Below are 16286 nucleotides of genomic sequence, written 5' to 3'. Positions count from 1 at the left end.
TAGTAGTCTCTAGATAATGACGTTTAAACCGCTACATTCAAACAAGAGACAGCATGTACGTCGTTACCTTGAATCATTGGTTTAGTTTGAGCACAAATATCGGTTGCCTTCGGGCAGCGTGTACGGAACACACAACCTGATGGCGGATTAATTGGAGAAGGAAGATCCCCTTCCAACATCTCGATTTTCTTCGCTCGCTCTAATTTAGGATCAGGGATAGGAACCGCTGACATCAATGCTCGAGTATACGGGTGCGTTGGGTTAGCAAAAACAGAGTGTGCTTCCCCTAATTCCACGGTATTACCCAAGTACATCACCAAGACGCGATCAGAGATGTGTTTAATGACCGACAGATCGTGGGCAATAAACACTAAGCTCAAGCCAAGCTCTTTTTGTAGCTCTTTAAGCAGGTTAACAACCTGAGCTTGGATAGAAACATCCAGTGCAGACACAGGCTCATCACAAATGATCATCTTAGGATTAAGAATAAGCGCTCGCGCGATACCAATACGCTGACACTGACCGCCAGAAAATTCGTGAGGATAGCGGTTTATTACGTTTGGCAACAAGCCAACCTTTGCCATCATCTCTTTAACACGAGATTTCACTTCTTCCTTATCCAACCCAGGATAGAAAGTCTCTAGAGGCTCAGCAATAATATCGCCAACCGTCATACGTGGATTCAAAGAAGCCAATGGATCTTGGAAGATCATCTGAATCTCTTTACGAGTTTCACGTCGTTGAACGCCCTGCATTTTAGTCAGGTCTTGACCTAGCCAAACCACTTCACCCTCGGTTGCTTCCACAAGACCGATAATTGCGCGTGCAAAAGTAGATTTACCACAACCAGACTCGCCTACAACGCCTAATGTTTCACCTTCATATAATCGAACATCAATGCCATCAACCGCTTTCAGGTTAGCTGGTTTAGACCAAGGCCACGCTGATTTAGACGCGATGCTGAAGTGAACTTTCAGGTTCTTTACATCTAATAATAATGATTTATCTGTACTCATCGTGTCCAAGTCTCCCAATCAGAAAAACACGCTCGTTGACGTCCATCGCCAAATGGCTGAAGGATCGGCGCTTCACTCATACATCTATCTGAAACCCGGTGGCAACGCTCTTGGTAAGGGCAGCCCGGCGGCAGTCGAAGTAAGTTTGGTGGATTACCCGGAATTGTTGGCAGTATTTCACCTTCGGTATCTAGGCGCGGAATTGCTTTAAGCAGCCCTTCCGCATAAGGGTGACTTGGTTTGTAGAAAATATCATCAACCGTACCGTACTCCATGGTACGTCCTGCGTACATAACCAGTACTTTGTCACAAGAACCCGCAACGACACCTAAATCGTGAGTAATCATGATGATTGCAGTATTGAACTCATCTTTAAGCTCATTTAGCAGATCCATGATTTGCGCTTGAACCGTTACATCCAATGCAGTTGTCGGTTCATCAGCAATCAACAGTTTCGGACGACACAATAGAGCCATTGCAATCATCACACGCTGACGCATACCGCCTGAGAACTCATGCGGGTACATAGTGATACGTTTACGCGCCTCAGGAATTTTAACCGCCTCAAGCATACGTACTGACTCTTCAAACGCTTCGGCTTTGCCCATGCCTTTGTGAAGCATAAGTACTTCCATCAACTGGTCGCATACTTTCATGTACGGGTTCAGTGACGTCATTGGGTCTTGGAAAATCATCGCAATCTGCTCAGCGCGAACTTTGTTCAGTGCTTTTTCTGGCAGGTTTAGGATTTCATTACCTTCAAATTTAGCACTACCAGTGATAATGCCATTCTTGGCCAATAGGCCCATCAATGCGAATACGGTTTGAGATTTACCTGAACCAGACTCCCCTACGATACCGAGAGTTTGCCCTTGCTCAAGGGAGAAATTCAGATCATTAACTGCGGTGACAATACCATCTTGAGTAGTGAATTCTACGCGCAGATCTTTGACATCTAATAAGCTCATTTTTTGCTTCCTTAATCTTATTCTTATCTGTCTTTTGGATCTAACGCATCGCGCAGACCATCACCAACATAGTTGAAGCAAAATAGCGTCACTACCATGAATATTGCAGGGAATATCAGCTGCCAGATAGCAACTTCCATTGTCTGCGAACCTTCTTGAAGAAGTGCGCCCCAACTTGTCATTGGCTCTTGAACACCCAGACCAAGGAATGAAAGGAATGACTCAGTCAGAATCATACTTGGGATCAGCAGCGTTGAATAAACAGCAACGATGCCTAATACGTTCGGAACAATATGACGAGTAATGATTTTCCAGTTGCTCACACCACAGACATGCGCCGCTTCGATAAACTCTTTACTACGTAGACTCAATGTTTGGCCACGTACAATACGCGCCATATCAAGCCAAGCAATCGCACCAATAGCAACAAATATCAAAACGATATTACGGCCAAAGAAAGTAACCAACACGATAACAAGGAACATGAATGGTACAGCGTACAGAATTTCTAAGATACGCATCATGATTCGGTCTGTACGGCCACCGATGAAACCTGATGTCGCGCCGTAAAGCGTACCAATCAATACCGCTACAAAGGCACCTAAAACACCCACCATTAGTGAGATTCGGCCACCGATCAAAGTTCGGACATACAAGTCACGTCCAAGGCTATCGGTACCAAACAAGTGCTCAGCACTTGGGCCTGCATGCATTGCATACCAGTCGGTATCATCAAACGCGTGAGTTGCGAGCATTGGCAAAAACGTTACAGCCAATGTCATTAGAACAAGAATAAACAAGCTCACCATTGCCGCTTTGTTTCGCATAAAACGGATACGAGCGTCTTGCCATAAACTACGACCTTCAATTTCAAGGTTCTCTGAGAAATTCTCGATCGCTTCTAGATTCTTCTTTTTTGTTAACATAACCATCCTTCCCTGCTAGTAGCGAATCTTCGGATCAATCATTGCCAATAAAATATCGACGATGGCATTGAATAAGATAAATAGGAAACCGATTAAAATGGTTACCCCCATTACTAACGAGTAATCACGGTTAAACGCGGCGTTAACGAATAACTTACCAATGCCTGGCAAACCAAATATCGTTTCAACAACAACCGAACCGGTAATTATGCCGACAAACGCTGGTCCCATGTACGAAACAACAGGAAGTAAAGCTGGTTTTAAAGCGTGCTTTACAACGATGTATGGGTAGCTCAAACCTTTTGCACGGGCTGTACGAATGAAGTTACTGTTCAGTGTCTCAATCATTGAACCACGCGTAATACGAGCAAAGGTTGCCACATAGAGCAGTGACATCGCAATGACAGGCAGAACGATGTACTGCGCTCCCCCGTTATGCCAACCACCGGCCGGAAAGAGGTTCCAATGCAGAGAAAATAGATAGATCAGTGCGGGAGCCAACACAAAGGAGGGCATCACGACCCCGAGCATAGCGGTCGACATTATGGTGTAGTCAACCCAGGTATTATGCTTCAAGGCGGCTATTGTGCCGACGCTTACCCCCATAATCACGGTGAAGATAAAAGCTATCAAACCGACCTTTGCAGAAACAGGCAGAGCCACTGCAATTAGTTCATTAACCGTATAATCTTGGTATTTAAATGAAGGTCCGAAATCACCTTGTAAGATATTCGTCAAATACGTGGTGTACTGTTCGAATACTGGCTTATCAAGGCCGTATTTCGCTTCGATGTTTGCCATTACTTCAGGGGGAAGTGGACGCTCACTCGAAAAAGGGTTACCTGGCGCAAAGCGCATCAGGAAGAAAGATACCGTAATAAGTACCAACAAGGTTGGTATTGCTTCGAATATCCGTTTCATCATGAATTTAATCATAAACTCACTCATCCAGTCTGTGACAATGAAAAATAGAAAGAGACACTGCGCACGATTTCGCGCGCACAGTGTCTTATATAGTTATATTTTTTATGGGGTGTTATTTAGCTTTGATGTATAGATCTTTTGAGTAGATCTTATCTTCAGCATTGCCTTCAGGGTAACCACCAAGCTCAGGTGAAACGAGACGAGTTGTCACGTACTGATAAATTGGTGCGATAGGCATGTCTTTAGCAAGTAGCTGTTCAGCTTGAATGTAAAGCGCTGTACGCTCTTCTTCTGAAGTAGAGCTTAGTGCTTTTTCAATTACTGCATCGTAATCTTTGCTCTTATAGTGCTGACCCGCAGTTGTATTTGCGCTCACCATTAGAGTTAGGAAAGAAGATGCTTCGTTGTAGTCACCACACCAGCCAGCACGAGCCACGTCGAAGTTACCTGTATCTTTGCTGTCTAGGTACGATTTCCACTCTTGGTTTTCAAGCTTCGCGTTAATACCCAGCTCTTTTTTCCACATTGAAGCAATCGCAACAGCAATTTTCTTGTGGTTTTCAGAAGTGTTGTATAGAAGGTCAAATTCTAGAGGGTTGCTCTTAGTGTAACCAGCCTCTTCAAGAAGACGTTTTGCTTCAGCAACACGCTCTTTCTGGCTTAGTTGACCGTACTCTGGAGTAACAGGGTCAAAACCAGCTGTAATTTCAGGAGTAAGGAAGTAAGCAGGTTTTTGACCTTGGCCTAGGATAGCGTTAGCGACGATATCACGGTCCATTGCGTAAGACATTGCTTTACGAACGCGAACGTCGTTAAACGGTGCTTTTTGTGCATTGAACTGGTAGTAGTATGTACACAAGTTACCCTTGATAGCGACATCTTGTGGGTATTCTTTTTGTAGGCGACGGAAGTGCTCGTTTGGTACTTCGTATGTGAAATCTAGTTCGCCAGACAAGAAACGGTTCATTTCCGCTACTTGGTTTTCAATTGGCAGGAACGTTACTTTCGTTAGAACAGTTTTGTTGTTGTCCCAGTATGTATCACTTTTCACAAGCTCTAGACGCTCGTTAACAACCCATTTGTTTGGAACAAACGCGCCGTTACCAACGAAGTTATCAGGTTTTGTCCACTGATCGCCGAACTTTTCTACTGTTGCTTGGTGAACAGGCTTCACTGTTGTGTGACCCATCATCATAACGAAATATGGTACAGCAGTATCAAGAGTTACTTCCAATGTAAGCTCGTCAATTGCTTTAACACCTAGCTCGCTTTTATCTTTCTTGCCAGCAACGATGTCTTTAGCGTTCGCCATCTTGGTGTATTCCATGTACCAAGCGTATGGTGAAGCTGTTTTAGGATCAACAGCACGTTGGAAACTGAACACAAAGTCATTTGCTGTTACAGAGTCGCCGTTTGACCATTTTGCGTCATCACGTAGGTGAAAAACGAATGTTTTGTTGTCTGTCGTTTCCCAAGATTTTGCAACGCCAGGAATTGTCTGACCGTCAGCGTCTTGGTTTACTAGGCCTTCAAGTAGGTCACGAATAACGTGAGACTCTGGAACACCTTGAGATTTATGCGGATCAAGTGTTGCCACTTCAGTACCGTTACCACGTACAAGCTCTTGCTTATCTGCTAATTTAGTGCCTGCAGGAACGTCTGCGGCTAGAGTAGAGAAAGAGGTGGCAGCCACTGCCATGCTCGCACCTAGAAGAAGGGCTTGCGTGATTTTATTTTTATACATGTATTAAACTCCAAGTTTTTATATAGCATCCATGACTTCTTTGTGGGCTCACCGAACAGCCAGTGATTTAGATTTATTTAGCGCGAATATTAAGCACAAAAACCTAAAACCACACAAAGATTAGGCACACAGTATCAATCATCGAAGTGATTTACCATAAATTGGCATTAGAAAAACGTATAATTCTTCACATTCCGATAAAGACCAGTTAAAAACACCATTCAAATAAGAAATAACGGTGCATTCAAATAAAAAGATCTCTATTGATAGACTATGGTGCCAAAAACTCTAACCAGATACATTTATTCAGCATCTTATGCTAGAAATCACCCAAGAATTTAACATTCCAGCCGCAATTAATCTAACCTAAACTCACATTCTTCTCCATGATGATGTCAATTTGTGAACATAGTCACCCTACTTCATAAACGAGATTTTTACATAATTTGGCGAGCTATCAGTCGAGTTTGACTAAGCATGCGTAATAGATAAATTTTTAGTAGATTTATATCCGACATGACTAAGTTTAAGCCAAAAAAAACCAGAGCTGGCGGGCTCTGGTTCGATATATTATTCTAAGTTTGATAATTATTTAATATGTAATCCGTTTATCTTTCAGCTGCTGTATGACTTCATCTGGCGCTACCTGAGCTAGTTCGCTGATACATTCATCTGCTTTGTCATTACCATGGCGTGCATAGATATCGCACACTGCATAAAGATGCTCAGGTGCTCCTGATAGCATATATGCTTGCTCAAAAGATTTAGTTGAATATGCTAAATCTAACTCTTCTTGTAAAACACCGTTTATGTACCAATAGTAGCTATTGCTTTCTGCAATCGTCGCAGCCAAATGACTCTCTTTCGCCGCTTGTGATTTTTGTTCCAGCCTCACAAGTGCAAGTGATTTAGCAAAGTGCAAATTCGCATTAGTCGGTAACACATTGATGGCTTGGCTCAAGGTTTCGACCGCTAGCTGATCGAATCCTTGTGCGCGATAGTTATCCGCTAAACTTAACCAAATTTGAGGGTTATCTGGCATCGTCTTTTTAGACTGTAGATATTTCTCTTTGGCTAAATCATATTGCTGAGTCCAACGATAGACATCCGCGAGTAGTAAGTTTGAAGCGTCATCCGGCTGGCTCTTCAAATGCGTAATCAACTCATTAGCTGCATCTAGCAGGTGTTGTTTATCCTGACTTTCTACCTGACCTAAGCTGTCTAGATTATCCAACTCTTTTAGTAAACCTGCTGCTGCAGTAATTCTAACCTGAGCCACATCATCAACAAGTAGTGGAGAAACCAAACGCCAGCGATACTCCAATGGGTAAGGATCAGCCCCAATAATAGCAGCCTCTCGAATTATTGGGCTTGCATCTTTCAACCCTCTTGCAACAGCCACCAGCCCATTTTGAGTTGCTTGTGAGCCAAGTGCTCGTAATGCGGCTGCACGCTGTTCATCACTTAAGCGGACATCTTGTGCCTGATAAGCTAACTGAGCAATAGGATCTGAGCTTACTGATTGTGCAGATTGATTATCACTCGAGCCTTGAATATTCATATCAACAGAACTGGCGATTGCTGTAGGTACGGCAAGCAGTGTCGACAATGCCAATATCATCGTTTTATTCATCTGATTTTCCTTAGAGATTGGTTTTAGCGATAGTTCTGAGGCTGATTAGATTGATAGTGAATGCCTTGCTTCATTTTTTCTCGCAGTATCGCATCACTAAACTTGCCGTGCGCGACAGGGTGTTTGGTAGCACGAAGGATATAGGCAAGTGATTTATCGACATGAGAGAAGAACTTATGCCAACCCGCACATAGGTAGTTCAGCCCTGCTTCTCCAGACTTAGTGCGAATAAATCGATTCTTAGGGCACTCACCATGACAGGCAAATTGGTAGTCACACGTTTGGCACTGAGTCGTTAATGAACGTGTCTTAGCGTAACCAAATTGCTGCTGTTTTGGACCATAAGCCATATCATCGAGCTTTTGGTGGTGAATATTGCCAATTTTGTATTCAGGATAAACGTAATGATCGCAGGTATAGACATCACCATTTGGCTCCATGGCTAAACCTTTTCCGCATAAATCACTTAACGTGCAAAGCGGATTCCGACGCCCCATCCATGTCTCTAAGCTTGCTTCAAAGTATTGAACAAACACCTTTCCAATGTCTTTGCTTGCCCACTCATCAAAAATAGAGATTAAGAAATTACCCCACGCTTGATCAGAAACACACCAAGGCTCAACGACGGAATTTTTACCGCCCGGAATTAAACGCTTATCGCCCTGTTTAGGCTGATCATCGGCGTGCCAAGTTTGAGGAGCGGTATCACGAAAGGTTTTTTGTTCCACAATGGGAATGAACTGCATTTGAGGAGATTTCACTTCGTCTCTTAGGAAGCGATACACCTCTAGGGCGTTTTGGCTGGTTAAGTTATTCACACAGGTTAACGTTGCAAACGTCACTTTATGCTTATGCAGCAATTCGACAGCGGCCATTACTTGCTTGAACGTGCCCTTGCCTGCTCGATTAGTTCGATAAGCGTTGTGCAGCATCTCTGGCCCATCAATGCTCAAACCAATCAAGAAATTGTTATTACCCAGAAACTCACACCACTTATCATTAAGTAACGTGCCGTTGGTCTGTAAGTCGTTAGAGATGATCACGCCTTCTGGCTGATACTTTTTTTGGAACTCGACAATTTTTTTAAAGTACTCAAGGCCAAGCATGGTTGGTTCACCACCTTGCCAAGAGAAGATAATCTCAGGGGTATTTTGTGCTTCAATGTATTGGCGGATGTAGTTCTCTAACATCACGTCATCCATTTGTGGCGAACAACCTTTTTTGTACTCCAATAAATCCTGTTTACTTAGGTAATAGCAGTAAGTGCAATCAATGTTACATACTGCACCAATGGGTTTAGCCATGATGTGCATTCGTTTAGAAGCTTTACCGTTGTACTGTGGACCTTGAGTAATATGCATTGTTCGATACCCGTTATTTCAATTTGACGAGGCAATCATAATTCTCAATGATGGATATGGCTTGTTATACCCATTATAACCATTTGGAAAGTTAAAAAATGATAGCTTATCGGTTCAATACAATCGGCTTATGGGATTCAAAATGAGCATATTTAAAGGTACGTATTTGGCTGGCGCTGTTTCATTGACGCTGCTTATGAGTGGATGTGCGGTGCAACCACCTCACCCTATCGCTCAACTGATTGATCAAGACATGGTACTAGTCGAAGGCGGCCAATATGTTCGCGGATCTGACGCTGAAGAAGCACATAAATCAGAACAGCCTGCTCGCGAAGTGACTGTTAGAAGCTTCCAAATTTCTAAATTTGAAGTCACTCAAGAGTTATTTGAAAGCGTCATGGGATCTTCTTATAGCTTCTTTCAAAACCCTCAAATTCCCGTTAACAATTTAAGCTGGCAACAGGCCAACTACTTTATTGATCAGCTTAATGAGATGACAGGCGAGAATTACCGCTTACCAACCGAAGCGGAATGGGAGTTTGCTGCGAAAGGCGGTAACTACAGTCAGGACTTTATCTATGCAGGTTCAGACAATATCGATGATGTCGCTTGGTATGCGGGTAATGCAAATAACCAAGCGCACCCTGTAGGACAAAAGCTTCCCAATGAGCTTGGGCTTTATGATATGACGGGGAATGTCGGTGAGTTTGTTATCGACGCCTTTGACGATACATTTTATCGCTACGGGCCAACAGATAATCCAAACAACGCTAAAGACACCCCTGTTCATTTAGCGCATAAGTCAGTTCGTGGTGGAAGTTTTTCTTATTCTGCGGATCAATCTGAAAACTACCGTCGAGACTTTGCATCTCAATCAATCATTATGTCTGATATGGGGCTAAGGCTAGCCAAAGATGCTAAGTAATTAGAAAACAGTCAGAAGTAACGTAAAAAGCCAGCACGGTTAAATGCTGGCTTTCTATTTTTAATTTCAAATAGCTAATCGTCTTATTTCGACTCCATTATCTGCTTACCAGCACGTTTAAACTGATCTCTTAGCCATTTATGGCTCGCATCATTGGTTTTACTAGGGTGCCAGAATGAACAAATTGAACTCTTAAGTAGATCCAAAGGCATCGAGAGTGCCTTAATTGGATATTTATCTTTAAACTGTCGAACTGTGCTCGCCGGTGCTAGCGCTATACAATCACTGCTCAAGATCACTGGGAACACTTCCATGACCCCTGGAGCACTATAGACGACCTTGCGCTTTTCCATTACTGGATGCTCATGATCACTCAGTAAATAGCGTCGATTATGCCAACGTGACATCACCACATGCTCTTCTTCTAAATACTGCTCCAAAGTAATACTATCCCCCACTCTTGGGTGATCTTCTCTGCAGCACACCATCAATTCATCAGCAAGAATCGTTTCATGTTTTAGCACCGTTCGCCCCGATGGTTCCATATCAAGGATTAGGTCATAGCGCTCCAATCGAAGATCGGCTTCATAATCTTCCGTAAATAACGGATGCACTTCAAATGTTACGTTTGGTGCAATTTCACGTATATTTTTAAACGTCCTAGGGATCAGCGAGTACGCAGCCATTGAGATACACGCAATAGAGTAAACACGGTTGGCTACCTTAGGGTCAAAATCTCTTGATGAGGTTAAGGTCGACTGAAAGTTTTTAAGTGCGACGGCCATTGCTGGGTAAATATCAGAAGCAAAACTTGTCGGCTGTACGCCATTGGAGGCTCGATGAAACAGTGAATCATCGTAGACATCTCTAAGGCGAGCAAGCGCTTTACTCACCGCAGGTTGGCTTATCTCTAGACGAGAAGCTGCTTTAGAAAGGCTCTTTTCTTCATATATAGCAACAAAGATAGGAATAAGGTTGAGCTCAGTATTTTTCATGGACAGCGGCTTAGTCATCACGGGTAACTCAAGATAATTGCATAATAATCAAGTCACAAAAACAATACGAGCGTTTTGTGCTACCTATGAGAGCCTAGCATCGATTAGCTCGACTCTCATGCATAAGTAACCTGAGCTTAGGTTCACTACACTACTTTCCAGTTCTCCTCTTTCTAGCCTCACTACTTTCACTAACACTCAATTTTTCACTTAACCCTCTATTTAATTGGGGTAGAGCTGCTGGGACGATGCCAGTTTGAATTCGACTCTTAATTGTGGTTAATAAGCTACGAACATTTAAAGTACTGAGTTCATTCCAAACCCATCGAAACAGAGATAGTGGAGCTTCTTCCCGCTGAACGTCGTGGATGTTTGCGTTCCATTTCGTTTGTTCAGCACAGTTTTCACCGTTATCGTATTCTCTACTAAAACGATATTGGCTCAGCAGTTTGAGGGTTGATTTCAAGCGCAGTTTTAAATAAATCAACCTTCTCAACTCTCCTCGGTCTTCTCTCCTAAGAGCTAGAATAAAACGATACCATAATGGCAACGGTTTCGATTGGTAATAGCGTTTAACAGTCAATAGCATTACGATCACTATCGCGCTACTTCCTATCAACAGCATGGCTTTCCACCAATAATGTTGAATAAACGAGCTGAATGTATGACTCACTTTGAAAGTTTGCCCTTCAATCGTGATCTCTTCAAGTTGCTCTGTTTGTGTATTCCACCATACAACCTGAAAGCTTGGCAGGGAAAGCTCCCCACCTTGTTGCAGCACTAAGGTCTCTTGCTCTGCTCGATGAGACCAGTACTGTCCTCTTGTTTGGGTATCATCCAAACTATTGGGTTGGGTATATCGTTGATGAGGCGCTGTTCCATAACCATTGAGTATTTCAGGTAACAGAATCGATAACGTATCTTTGCCCTTAACCGCCACACTACGCGTAATACTATCGCCCACTTTCAGGGTATCTGAAGAGAGGTCCCAACTTTGCTCAATGCTCAGTTCACTGGCTGCGACCCATTGTGATTCTTGAGTTAACTGCCCACTTGGTAGATGTGTATTGAATTCAAGTACTGGTGTATATAAAACACCGGAGACATTGTCGCCATTCGGCCCACTAACTTGAACCTTTACAGAAGTTGGAGGGACCACAATATGCCCACTCGCTAAGGGATAGAGGGTAATTTCCCAGCGCTGCTTAGACCAAGTCTGCCCATTTTTACGTTCAGTAAAGTTCATCGCAAATGAATTTCGCTGCATGGCGATCACATTGGGAATCTCTATTCTTCCAATTCGAGTGCCTGCGGTAAACCAGCGAGGTGTGCCAAGCTCAACGGTTAAAATTACCTGCTCACTAACACTGAAGGTTTTTGATTCGCCCTGCTTTCCTATCCACGCTGAAAGGGTTACATCGCCAGACTCAAGCAGCTGATGCAGACCCTGATGGTTATTACTTTGCGCATAGCTTTTTGTAGCCGCTAAAGCCCCAAACGTAACCATTAAAAAGAAAAAAACAATGTGGGTTCTCATTTTCACTCTATCAGTCACTCTAATCATCATTTTGCCCCACGTTGTGCTGCATGCTTGAAGTAGGTGCTTGTAATTGAATGTGGAACTTAGCCTGCAAAAAGAACTTGGGATCAGCTTCTACTCTTTGAAGCCACATATTCGCCAACTCTTCACTGCCAAGAATTTCGTTGGCGTTAAGTGACTCTCGCATTAAGTACTCTTCCGTCACTTGCTCTTCAGCGCCATCTCCGGTTTGAGGGTTATCACCAAGCTCAAATGACTCTTCAGGACCTTCCGTCGTGTTCATTTGGCTTTCACTTAACCGGTTTATTTCATCAATTAATCCATTTAGTACATCCAGATTATTGATGACTTTTTTAGTCAGCGTGGTCGATAACACTCTGCTTTCAAACATGTTCTTTAGTAGGTTTCTCGCTGCTAGATATTCCCGCTGGCGTGCTAAAGAGGTCGCGGCGTAATAAGTGCCGAGATCACTGTCCATCTGAATAAAGACACTGTGTGCAAGGCGATATTCACGTGCATAGTAGTAAGCAACGCCTTTCCGTTCTAGGTCGTCAAATGCTTTTGCCGCTTCTAAATAACGCTGCTGATCAAATAACCGCTGCCCTTGTTGATCTGGGGTGAACCATAAATCCATCCACCATTGATTCAGTTTATCTAGCGATGTTTTCTCAACCACGGTGACGGGCTGGTCCGTTTTATCGGGACTAGCATGAGCGACATTGGGCATCATTGCCGGCCAACTAATCATGGCGATCAAACACCACTGAACGAGCCAGCCCTTTCTAAACCAAAGCAGCATCAGTGTCGCTATCGGGATCAAGAGCCAATATCCCATGTCCTGCCATGGCATCGATGAGTCGCCATTGAGCTGCATGTTACGTTCAATAGCCCGCTCTATCGCTTGAATATCTCGGGTATCAACCGACACTTCAATAAGTTGACCTTGAGTCGCTCTAGCTAACGAACGAAGTGAAGTGAAATCAGCGGGGCTACGGCTCTCGACGTTAGGGTTACCTGCAGCCAAAATAATCAGCTGATAAGGATTTTCACTAAAAAACTGAGCATAGGCATCGATTGATTGAGGCGTAACACCATCACTGATCAAAAGCACGCTGCTTCCAACATCGCCTTTTAATTGCTGCTCAATCAGTGGTAATGCTTTTTCTGCGTGTTTACCGGAGATAGGCATAATGTCCGGATCGATCGCCGCCAAAAATGGAGCAAACACTTGGTTATCTTGGGTAATGGGCATCGCCAAGTGTGCACTGCCAGCATAGGCAATCAAACCCGTTCCACCACCAGCGCGCAATGTCATCAAATCTTGGATTTTCTGCTTTGATCGCTCAATACGGCTTGGGGCGAGATCCGTCTCTAGCATGGATTGGCTATTGTCTAAGACTACAAGTAATGAAGCTTTGTCTTCTCCAAAGGGTGATGGCTCTTTTTGCCAACTAGGTCCAGCGCAAACAACAATTGATAAAGCGATACATAATGTCAGTAACTTAAGTGGTAGCTGCTTTTTCCAGCCTCTTTCACCAATTGTTAATACCGCTCTAAGGTGTGCAGGAAGAATGGACTGCCACACTTGTTGCGAGTCTTGTTGCCAACGCAAATAGATAAGCAGCAACATTGGAATGAAGAGTAATAACCAAAGCGGGCGGATAAAGTGAAATTGTTGAATCATAAGCGATAAGTTTTGAACTAGCGTAGAGCCAAATAAAAGATCAAACATCTCTCTTCTCTCCTTCACGTTGAGCACTAACTCTTGTTCTAACCGTCGCGACACTGAACGCCAATAAATAGATGGATACCAACATCGCCACCAAGTAGTGATGAACACTCTGCTTTGGCCAATAGGTTGTACTCTCATACAACTGGGGTTCTAATTCGCTAATGCTTTGATAGGCTTCTTCTAAGGCATCTCGGTTCAACGCTTCAAATGCTTTACCACCTGACTCACTTGCAACATGGTTGATGGTCTCTAGATCAAGTGCCTGTTCACCAACGGTTCGAGGGTCTCCCATGGCTATCATATGAATTCGAACGCCTTTAGCTGCCGCAACTTTTGCAGCATCAATCGGTTCTACGAAGCTACCTGTGTCGTTACCATCAGTTAATACTATCGCTACTTTTTCACGTTCATGAAGTAACTCTGCATTGGTATTTGTGACCGTCTCATCAAACACTTTAATCGCAAGCCCAATAGCATCACCTAAGTGCGTACTTTGCCCCGCCATAGCCACTTCTGTTTGATCAAGTAAGGTTAACCAAACTTGATGATCAGTTGTAAAAGGAGTTTGTACAAAAGCAGCGTCACCAAACAGTATCAGCCCCACACGGTCCCCCTTACGTGTAGTAATAAAATCACCGAGAACTTGTTTCGCCGCATCAAGGCGAGATATGTTTTCACCTGATAGAGAGATAAAGTCGCGCTCTGACATGGAACCAGAAAGATCAACCACGACCATGACATCTCGCCCTAGGTTTTCACGCACTTGAGGTTCACCTAAAACCATTGGCTTTGTTAACGCTAAAACCATTAAAACCCAGCCAAAAACAAGAATGACCTTTTGCCACCATGCAGGTTTTAATTGGCTCGCACCTTGCGTCGGCGCTTCATCTAACGCTTTAATCAGTACATCAAAAAACGGCACTTTCGTTGCCTGTTGACGAGTACGATAGGCTGGGACCAATCGATAGATAATGAGAGGAAGTGGCAATATAATTAACCACCACGGATGGCTTAACTCAAAAGCAAACTGACTCATAGGGTCCCCTTTTTTGCGTGGACCATCTCTACCAGTGATTTCGCTTTATGGTGATTAAGCCAGTCTTCGCATAACTTTTTCAGCTCCAATCGATCTTCCTGACTCAGTTCAGAATTAGGGTTCACAGCACTTTCAAGCCACTGCTGAGCAACATAAGAGTGAACAAATACTTTATTTTCAGCATGCGCATCTAACGTAGCGAGAAAGTCCTCGCCAAACTGACTTGAAGACTTGGGATAGATATGAATTGCCACCGTTTTCATAATCTTAAATAGCTGACTTGGGTATTGAGGGTCTAAAAAATCGAGCTTAGAAATCGCCGTTATAGCTTCAGCTCTATATCGATTGTCCCACCAAAAACGGACTTTTCGATACAACCAGAAGCACAGGAAGATGAACATCATTAATGCGAGAACTTTCCAGCCAATGGTTTGCGGATACCAACTGATGCGACTAGGAACTTCCACATCAAATAGATTACGTAAGATGTAAGTACTCGGAGGGCTATGTTGCATTATTTAATCCCCCCAACAGCAGCCTTATACATACGTAGATGCTCACCACGGGTGGTTAGCTCGATAAACGGTAAGTGGTTTACTGCCATCATTTTTTTTAGTTGCTGCTGTTTAGCTATTGAATGTTCAGCAAGCGATTGATTTACGGCGGCTAATTTGTGTTTGTCATTAAGATTAAACTGCAAAGCCCCATCGCCCACAACCCAGTGATTTTTGGCTATCCACTCTGGCACGTTTTCTTCCAAAGGGTCTGTCACCATAATCGCCAATACATCATTATGCCGTTGAAGGTATTTTAAACGCTCGATGTCAGCACTGGTCGCATCTGAAAAATCACTGATCATAACAATGGTTGAGTTGGTCATTTTCTGACGTGTTAGTTGGTCGATCACATGAGTGAAAGAGACGTTCTCAGCGTCCGTAGAATCAACCGACAGTGATTGATTTTTACTAGAAATGCGCTTTAGAAAAGCCAGCAGATCATTTTGAGAACGCTTTGGTTTTGTCACCGATATAGACTGAGAGTCCGCCAATAAAAAGCCGACTCTGTCACCCTCTTTCAATGCTCGCCAAGCAGTTAATGCAGCAACTTCCGCAGCAACAACCGATTTCATTATCTCGACTGAAGAGAAGAACATCCTACTGCGCTGATCAACACAAATAACGACGTTGCGATCTTTTTCTTCGGTATAGCTTCTTACATGAGGTTTACCGGTTCTCATCGTTACCTTCCAATCAAGGTTACGTATGTCGTCACCGTGCTGATAATGTTTAAGCTCTTCAAAGTTCAAGCCACGCCCTCGAAAATGAGAGTGGTGACGACCAGAAAGCGCGCTATTTGCTTTCAGTCTTGGCAAAAATTGAAATGAATCGACATGCTTTTGCAGACGAACGAGCTGCGCATAATCACAATAAATTCGGGGGTCATGATCAGAGACACGCGGAATTGAAGTTGGCTTCACCATATACTC

14 protein-coding genes are annotated in these 16286 nt (G+C 43.5%); 1 reads left to right on the top strand and 13 read right to left on the bottom strand.

The window, feature by feature from the left end:
* Positions 1-23 precede the first annotated feature (23 nt).
* The 7 genes from oppF to L4C54_RS10285 form a co-directional block, all read right to left on the bottom strand.
* Positions 24-1016, bottom strand: a complete 993-nt coding sequence (gene oppF / locus L4C54_RS10315; RefSeq protein WP_428802412.1) for a murein tripeptide/oligopeptide ABC transporter ATP binding protein OppF — start codon at positions 1014-1016, stop codon at positions 24-26.
* Positions 1013-1984: an ABC transporter ATP-binding protein gene (locus L4C54_RS10310; protein ID WP_428808111.1), complete on the bottom strand. Its 972-nt coding sequence runs from the start codon at positions 1982-1984 to the stop codon at positions 1013-1015. Before L4C54_RS10310 ends, oppF begins: the two co-directional genes overlap by 4 nt.
* A gap of 23 nt (positions 1985-2007) precedes the next feature.
* Complete coding sequence (gene oppC, locus L4C54_RS10305) at positions 2008-2910, bottom strand: oligopeptide ABC transporter permease OppC (protein WP_428808110.1); 903 nt, start codon at positions 2908-2910, stop codon at positions 2008-2010.
* A gap of 15 nt (positions 2911-2925) precedes the next feature.
* Positions 2926-3846, bottom strand: a complete 921-nt coding sequence (gene oppB, locus L4C54_RS10300) for an oligopeptide ABC transporter permease OppB (RefSeq protein ID WP_428808109.1) — start codon at positions 3844-3846, stop codon at positions 2926-2928.
* A 100-nt stretch (positions 3847-3946) separates the two neighbouring features.
* The gene (locus L4C54_RS10295) at positions 3947-5578 is read right to left on the bottom strand and encodes an ABC transporter substrate-binding protein (protein ID WP_428808108.1); all 1632 of its coding nucleotides are present in this window, start codon (positions 5576-5578) and stop codon (positions 3947-3949) included.
* Between the two features lie 592 nt (positions 5579-6170).
* Entirely contained in the window at positions 6171-7211 is a 1041-nt protein-coding gene (locus tag L4C54_RS10290) for a tetratricopeptide repeat protein (RefSeq protein ID WP_428808107.1), read from the bottom strand.
* A gap of 23 nt (positions 7212-7234) precedes the next feature.
* Complete coding sequence (locus tag L4C54_RS10285; RefSeq protein ID WP_428808106.1) at positions 7235-8572, bottom strand: anaerobic sulfatase maturase; 1338 nt, start codon at positions 8570-8572, stop codon at positions 7235-7237.
* Between the two features lie 142 nt (positions 8573-8714).
* On the opposite strand from L4C54_RS10285, the gene L4C54_RS10280 reads away from it, so the two are divergent.
* The gene (locus L4C54_RS10280) at positions 8715-9497 is read left to right on the top strand and encodes a formylglycine-generating enzyme family protein (protein ID WP_428808105.1); all 783 of its coding nucleotides are present in this window, start codon (positions 8715-8717) and stop codon (positions 9495-9497) included.
* 83 nt (positions 9498-9580) lie between these two features.
* Here the strand turns inward: L4C54_RS10280 and L4C54_RS10275 are convergent, their stop codons facing one another.
* The 6 genes from L4C54_RS10275 to L4C54_RS10250 form a co-directional block, all read right to left on the bottom strand.
* Entirely contained in the window at positions 9581-10492 is a 912-nt protein-coding gene (locus L4C54_RS10275; RefSeq protein WP_428808104.1) for a LysR family transcriptional regulator, read from the bottom strand.
* 151 nt (positions 10493-10643) lie between these two features.
* Complete coding sequence (locus L4C54_RS10270; protein ID WP_428808103.1) at positions 10644-12029, bottom strand: BatD family protein; 1386 nt, start codon at positions 12027-12029, stop codon at positions 10644-10646.
* Positions 12030-12048: 19 nt separating this feature from the next.
* Entirely contained in the window at positions 12049-13764 is a 1716-nt protein-coding gene (locus L4C54_RS10265) for a vWA domain-containing protein (RefSeq protein WP_428808102.1), read from the bottom strand.
* Positions 13757-14800, bottom strand: coding sequence for a vWA domain-containing protein (locus L4C54_RS10260; RefSeq protein ID WP_428808101.1), 1044 nt, complete (start codon positions 14798-14800; stop codon positions 13757-13759). Before L4C54_RS10260 ends, L4C54_RS10265 begins: the two co-directional genes overlap by 8 nt.
* Positions 14797-15315, bottom strand: coding sequence for a DUF4381 domain-containing protein (locus L4C54_RS10255; protein ID WP_428808100.1), 519 nt, complete (start codon positions 15313-15315; stop codon positions 14797-14799). The genes L4C54_RS10260 and L4C54_RS10255 overlap by 4 nt, the downstream gene beginning before the upstream one ends.
* Complete coding sequence (locus L4C54_RS10250; protein ID WP_428808099.1) at positions 15315-16280, bottom strand: DUF58 domain-containing protein; 966 nt, start codon at positions 16278-16280, stop codon at positions 15315-15317. The genes L4C54_RS10255 and L4C54_RS10250 overlap by 1 nt, the downstream gene beginning before the upstream one ends.
* Between the last annotated feature and the right edge of the window lie 6 nt (positions 16281-16286).

It is taken from the genome of Vibrio lamellibrachiae, from assembly GCF_050337265.1.
Lineage (GTDB): Bacteria > Pseudomonadota > Gammaproteobacteria > Enterobacterales > Vibrionaceae > Vibrio > Vibrio kyushuensis.
This window is presented reverse-complemented; position numbering and strand designations above follow the sequence as displayed.

Bases quoted from the DNA above. Each gene is read 5' to 3' on its own strand.
- oppF (WP_428802412.1), bottom strand. From the start codon at position 1,016: ATGAGTACAGATAAATCATTATTATTAGATGTAAAGAACCTGAAAGTT.
- L4C54_RS10310 (WP_428808111.1), bottom strand. From the start codon at position 1,984: ATGAGCTTATTAGATGTCAAAGATCTGCGCGTAGAATTCACTACTCAA.
- oppC (WP_428808110.1), bottom strand. From the start codon at position 2,910: ATGTTAACAAAAAAGAAGAATCTAGAAGCGATCGAGAATTTCTCAGAG.
- oppB (WP_428808109.1), bottom strand. From the start codon at position 3,846: ATGATTAAATTCATGATGAAACGGATATTCGAAGCAATACCAACCTTG.
- L4C54_RS10295 (WP_428808108.1), bottom strand. From the start codon at position 5,578: ATGTATAAAAATAAAATCACGCAAGCCCTTCTTCTAGGTGCGAGCATG.
- L4C54_RS10290 (WP_428808107.1), bottom strand. From the start codon at position 7,211: ATGAATAAAACGATGATATTGGCATTGTCGACACTGCTTGCCGTACCT.
- L4C54_RS10285 (WP_428808106.1), bottom strand. From the start codon at position 8,572: ATGCATATTACTCAAGGTCCACAGTACAACGGTAAAGCTTCTAAACGA.
- L4C54_RS10280 (WP_428808105.1), top strand. From the start codon at position 8,715: ATGAGCATATTTAAAGGTACGTATTTGGCTGGCGCTGTTTCATTGACG.
- L4C54_RS10275 (WP_428808104.1), bottom strand. From the start codon at position 10,492: ATGAAAAATACTGAGCTCAACCTTATTCCTATCTTTGTTGCTATATAT.
- L4C54_RS10270 (WP_428808103.1), bottom strand. From the start codon at position 12,029: ATGAGAACCCACATTGTTTTTTTCTTTTTAATGGTTACGTTTGGGGCT.
- L4C54_RS10265 (WP_428808102.1), bottom strand. From the start codon at position 13,764: ATGTTTGATCTTTTATTTGGCTCTACGCTAGTTCAAAACTTATCGCTT.
- L4C54_RS10260 (WP_428808101.1), bottom strand. From the start codon at position 14,800: ATGAGTCAGTTTGCTTTTGAGTTAAGCCATCCGTGGTGGTTAATTATA.
- L4C54_RS10255 (WP_428808100.1), bottom strand. From the start codon at position 15,315: ATGCAACATAGCCCTCCGAGTACTTACATCTTACGTAATCTATTTGAT.
- L4C54_RS10250 (WP_428808099.1), bottom strand. From the start codon at position 16,280: ATGGTGAAGCCAACTTCAATTCCGCGTGTCTCTGATCATGACCCCCGA.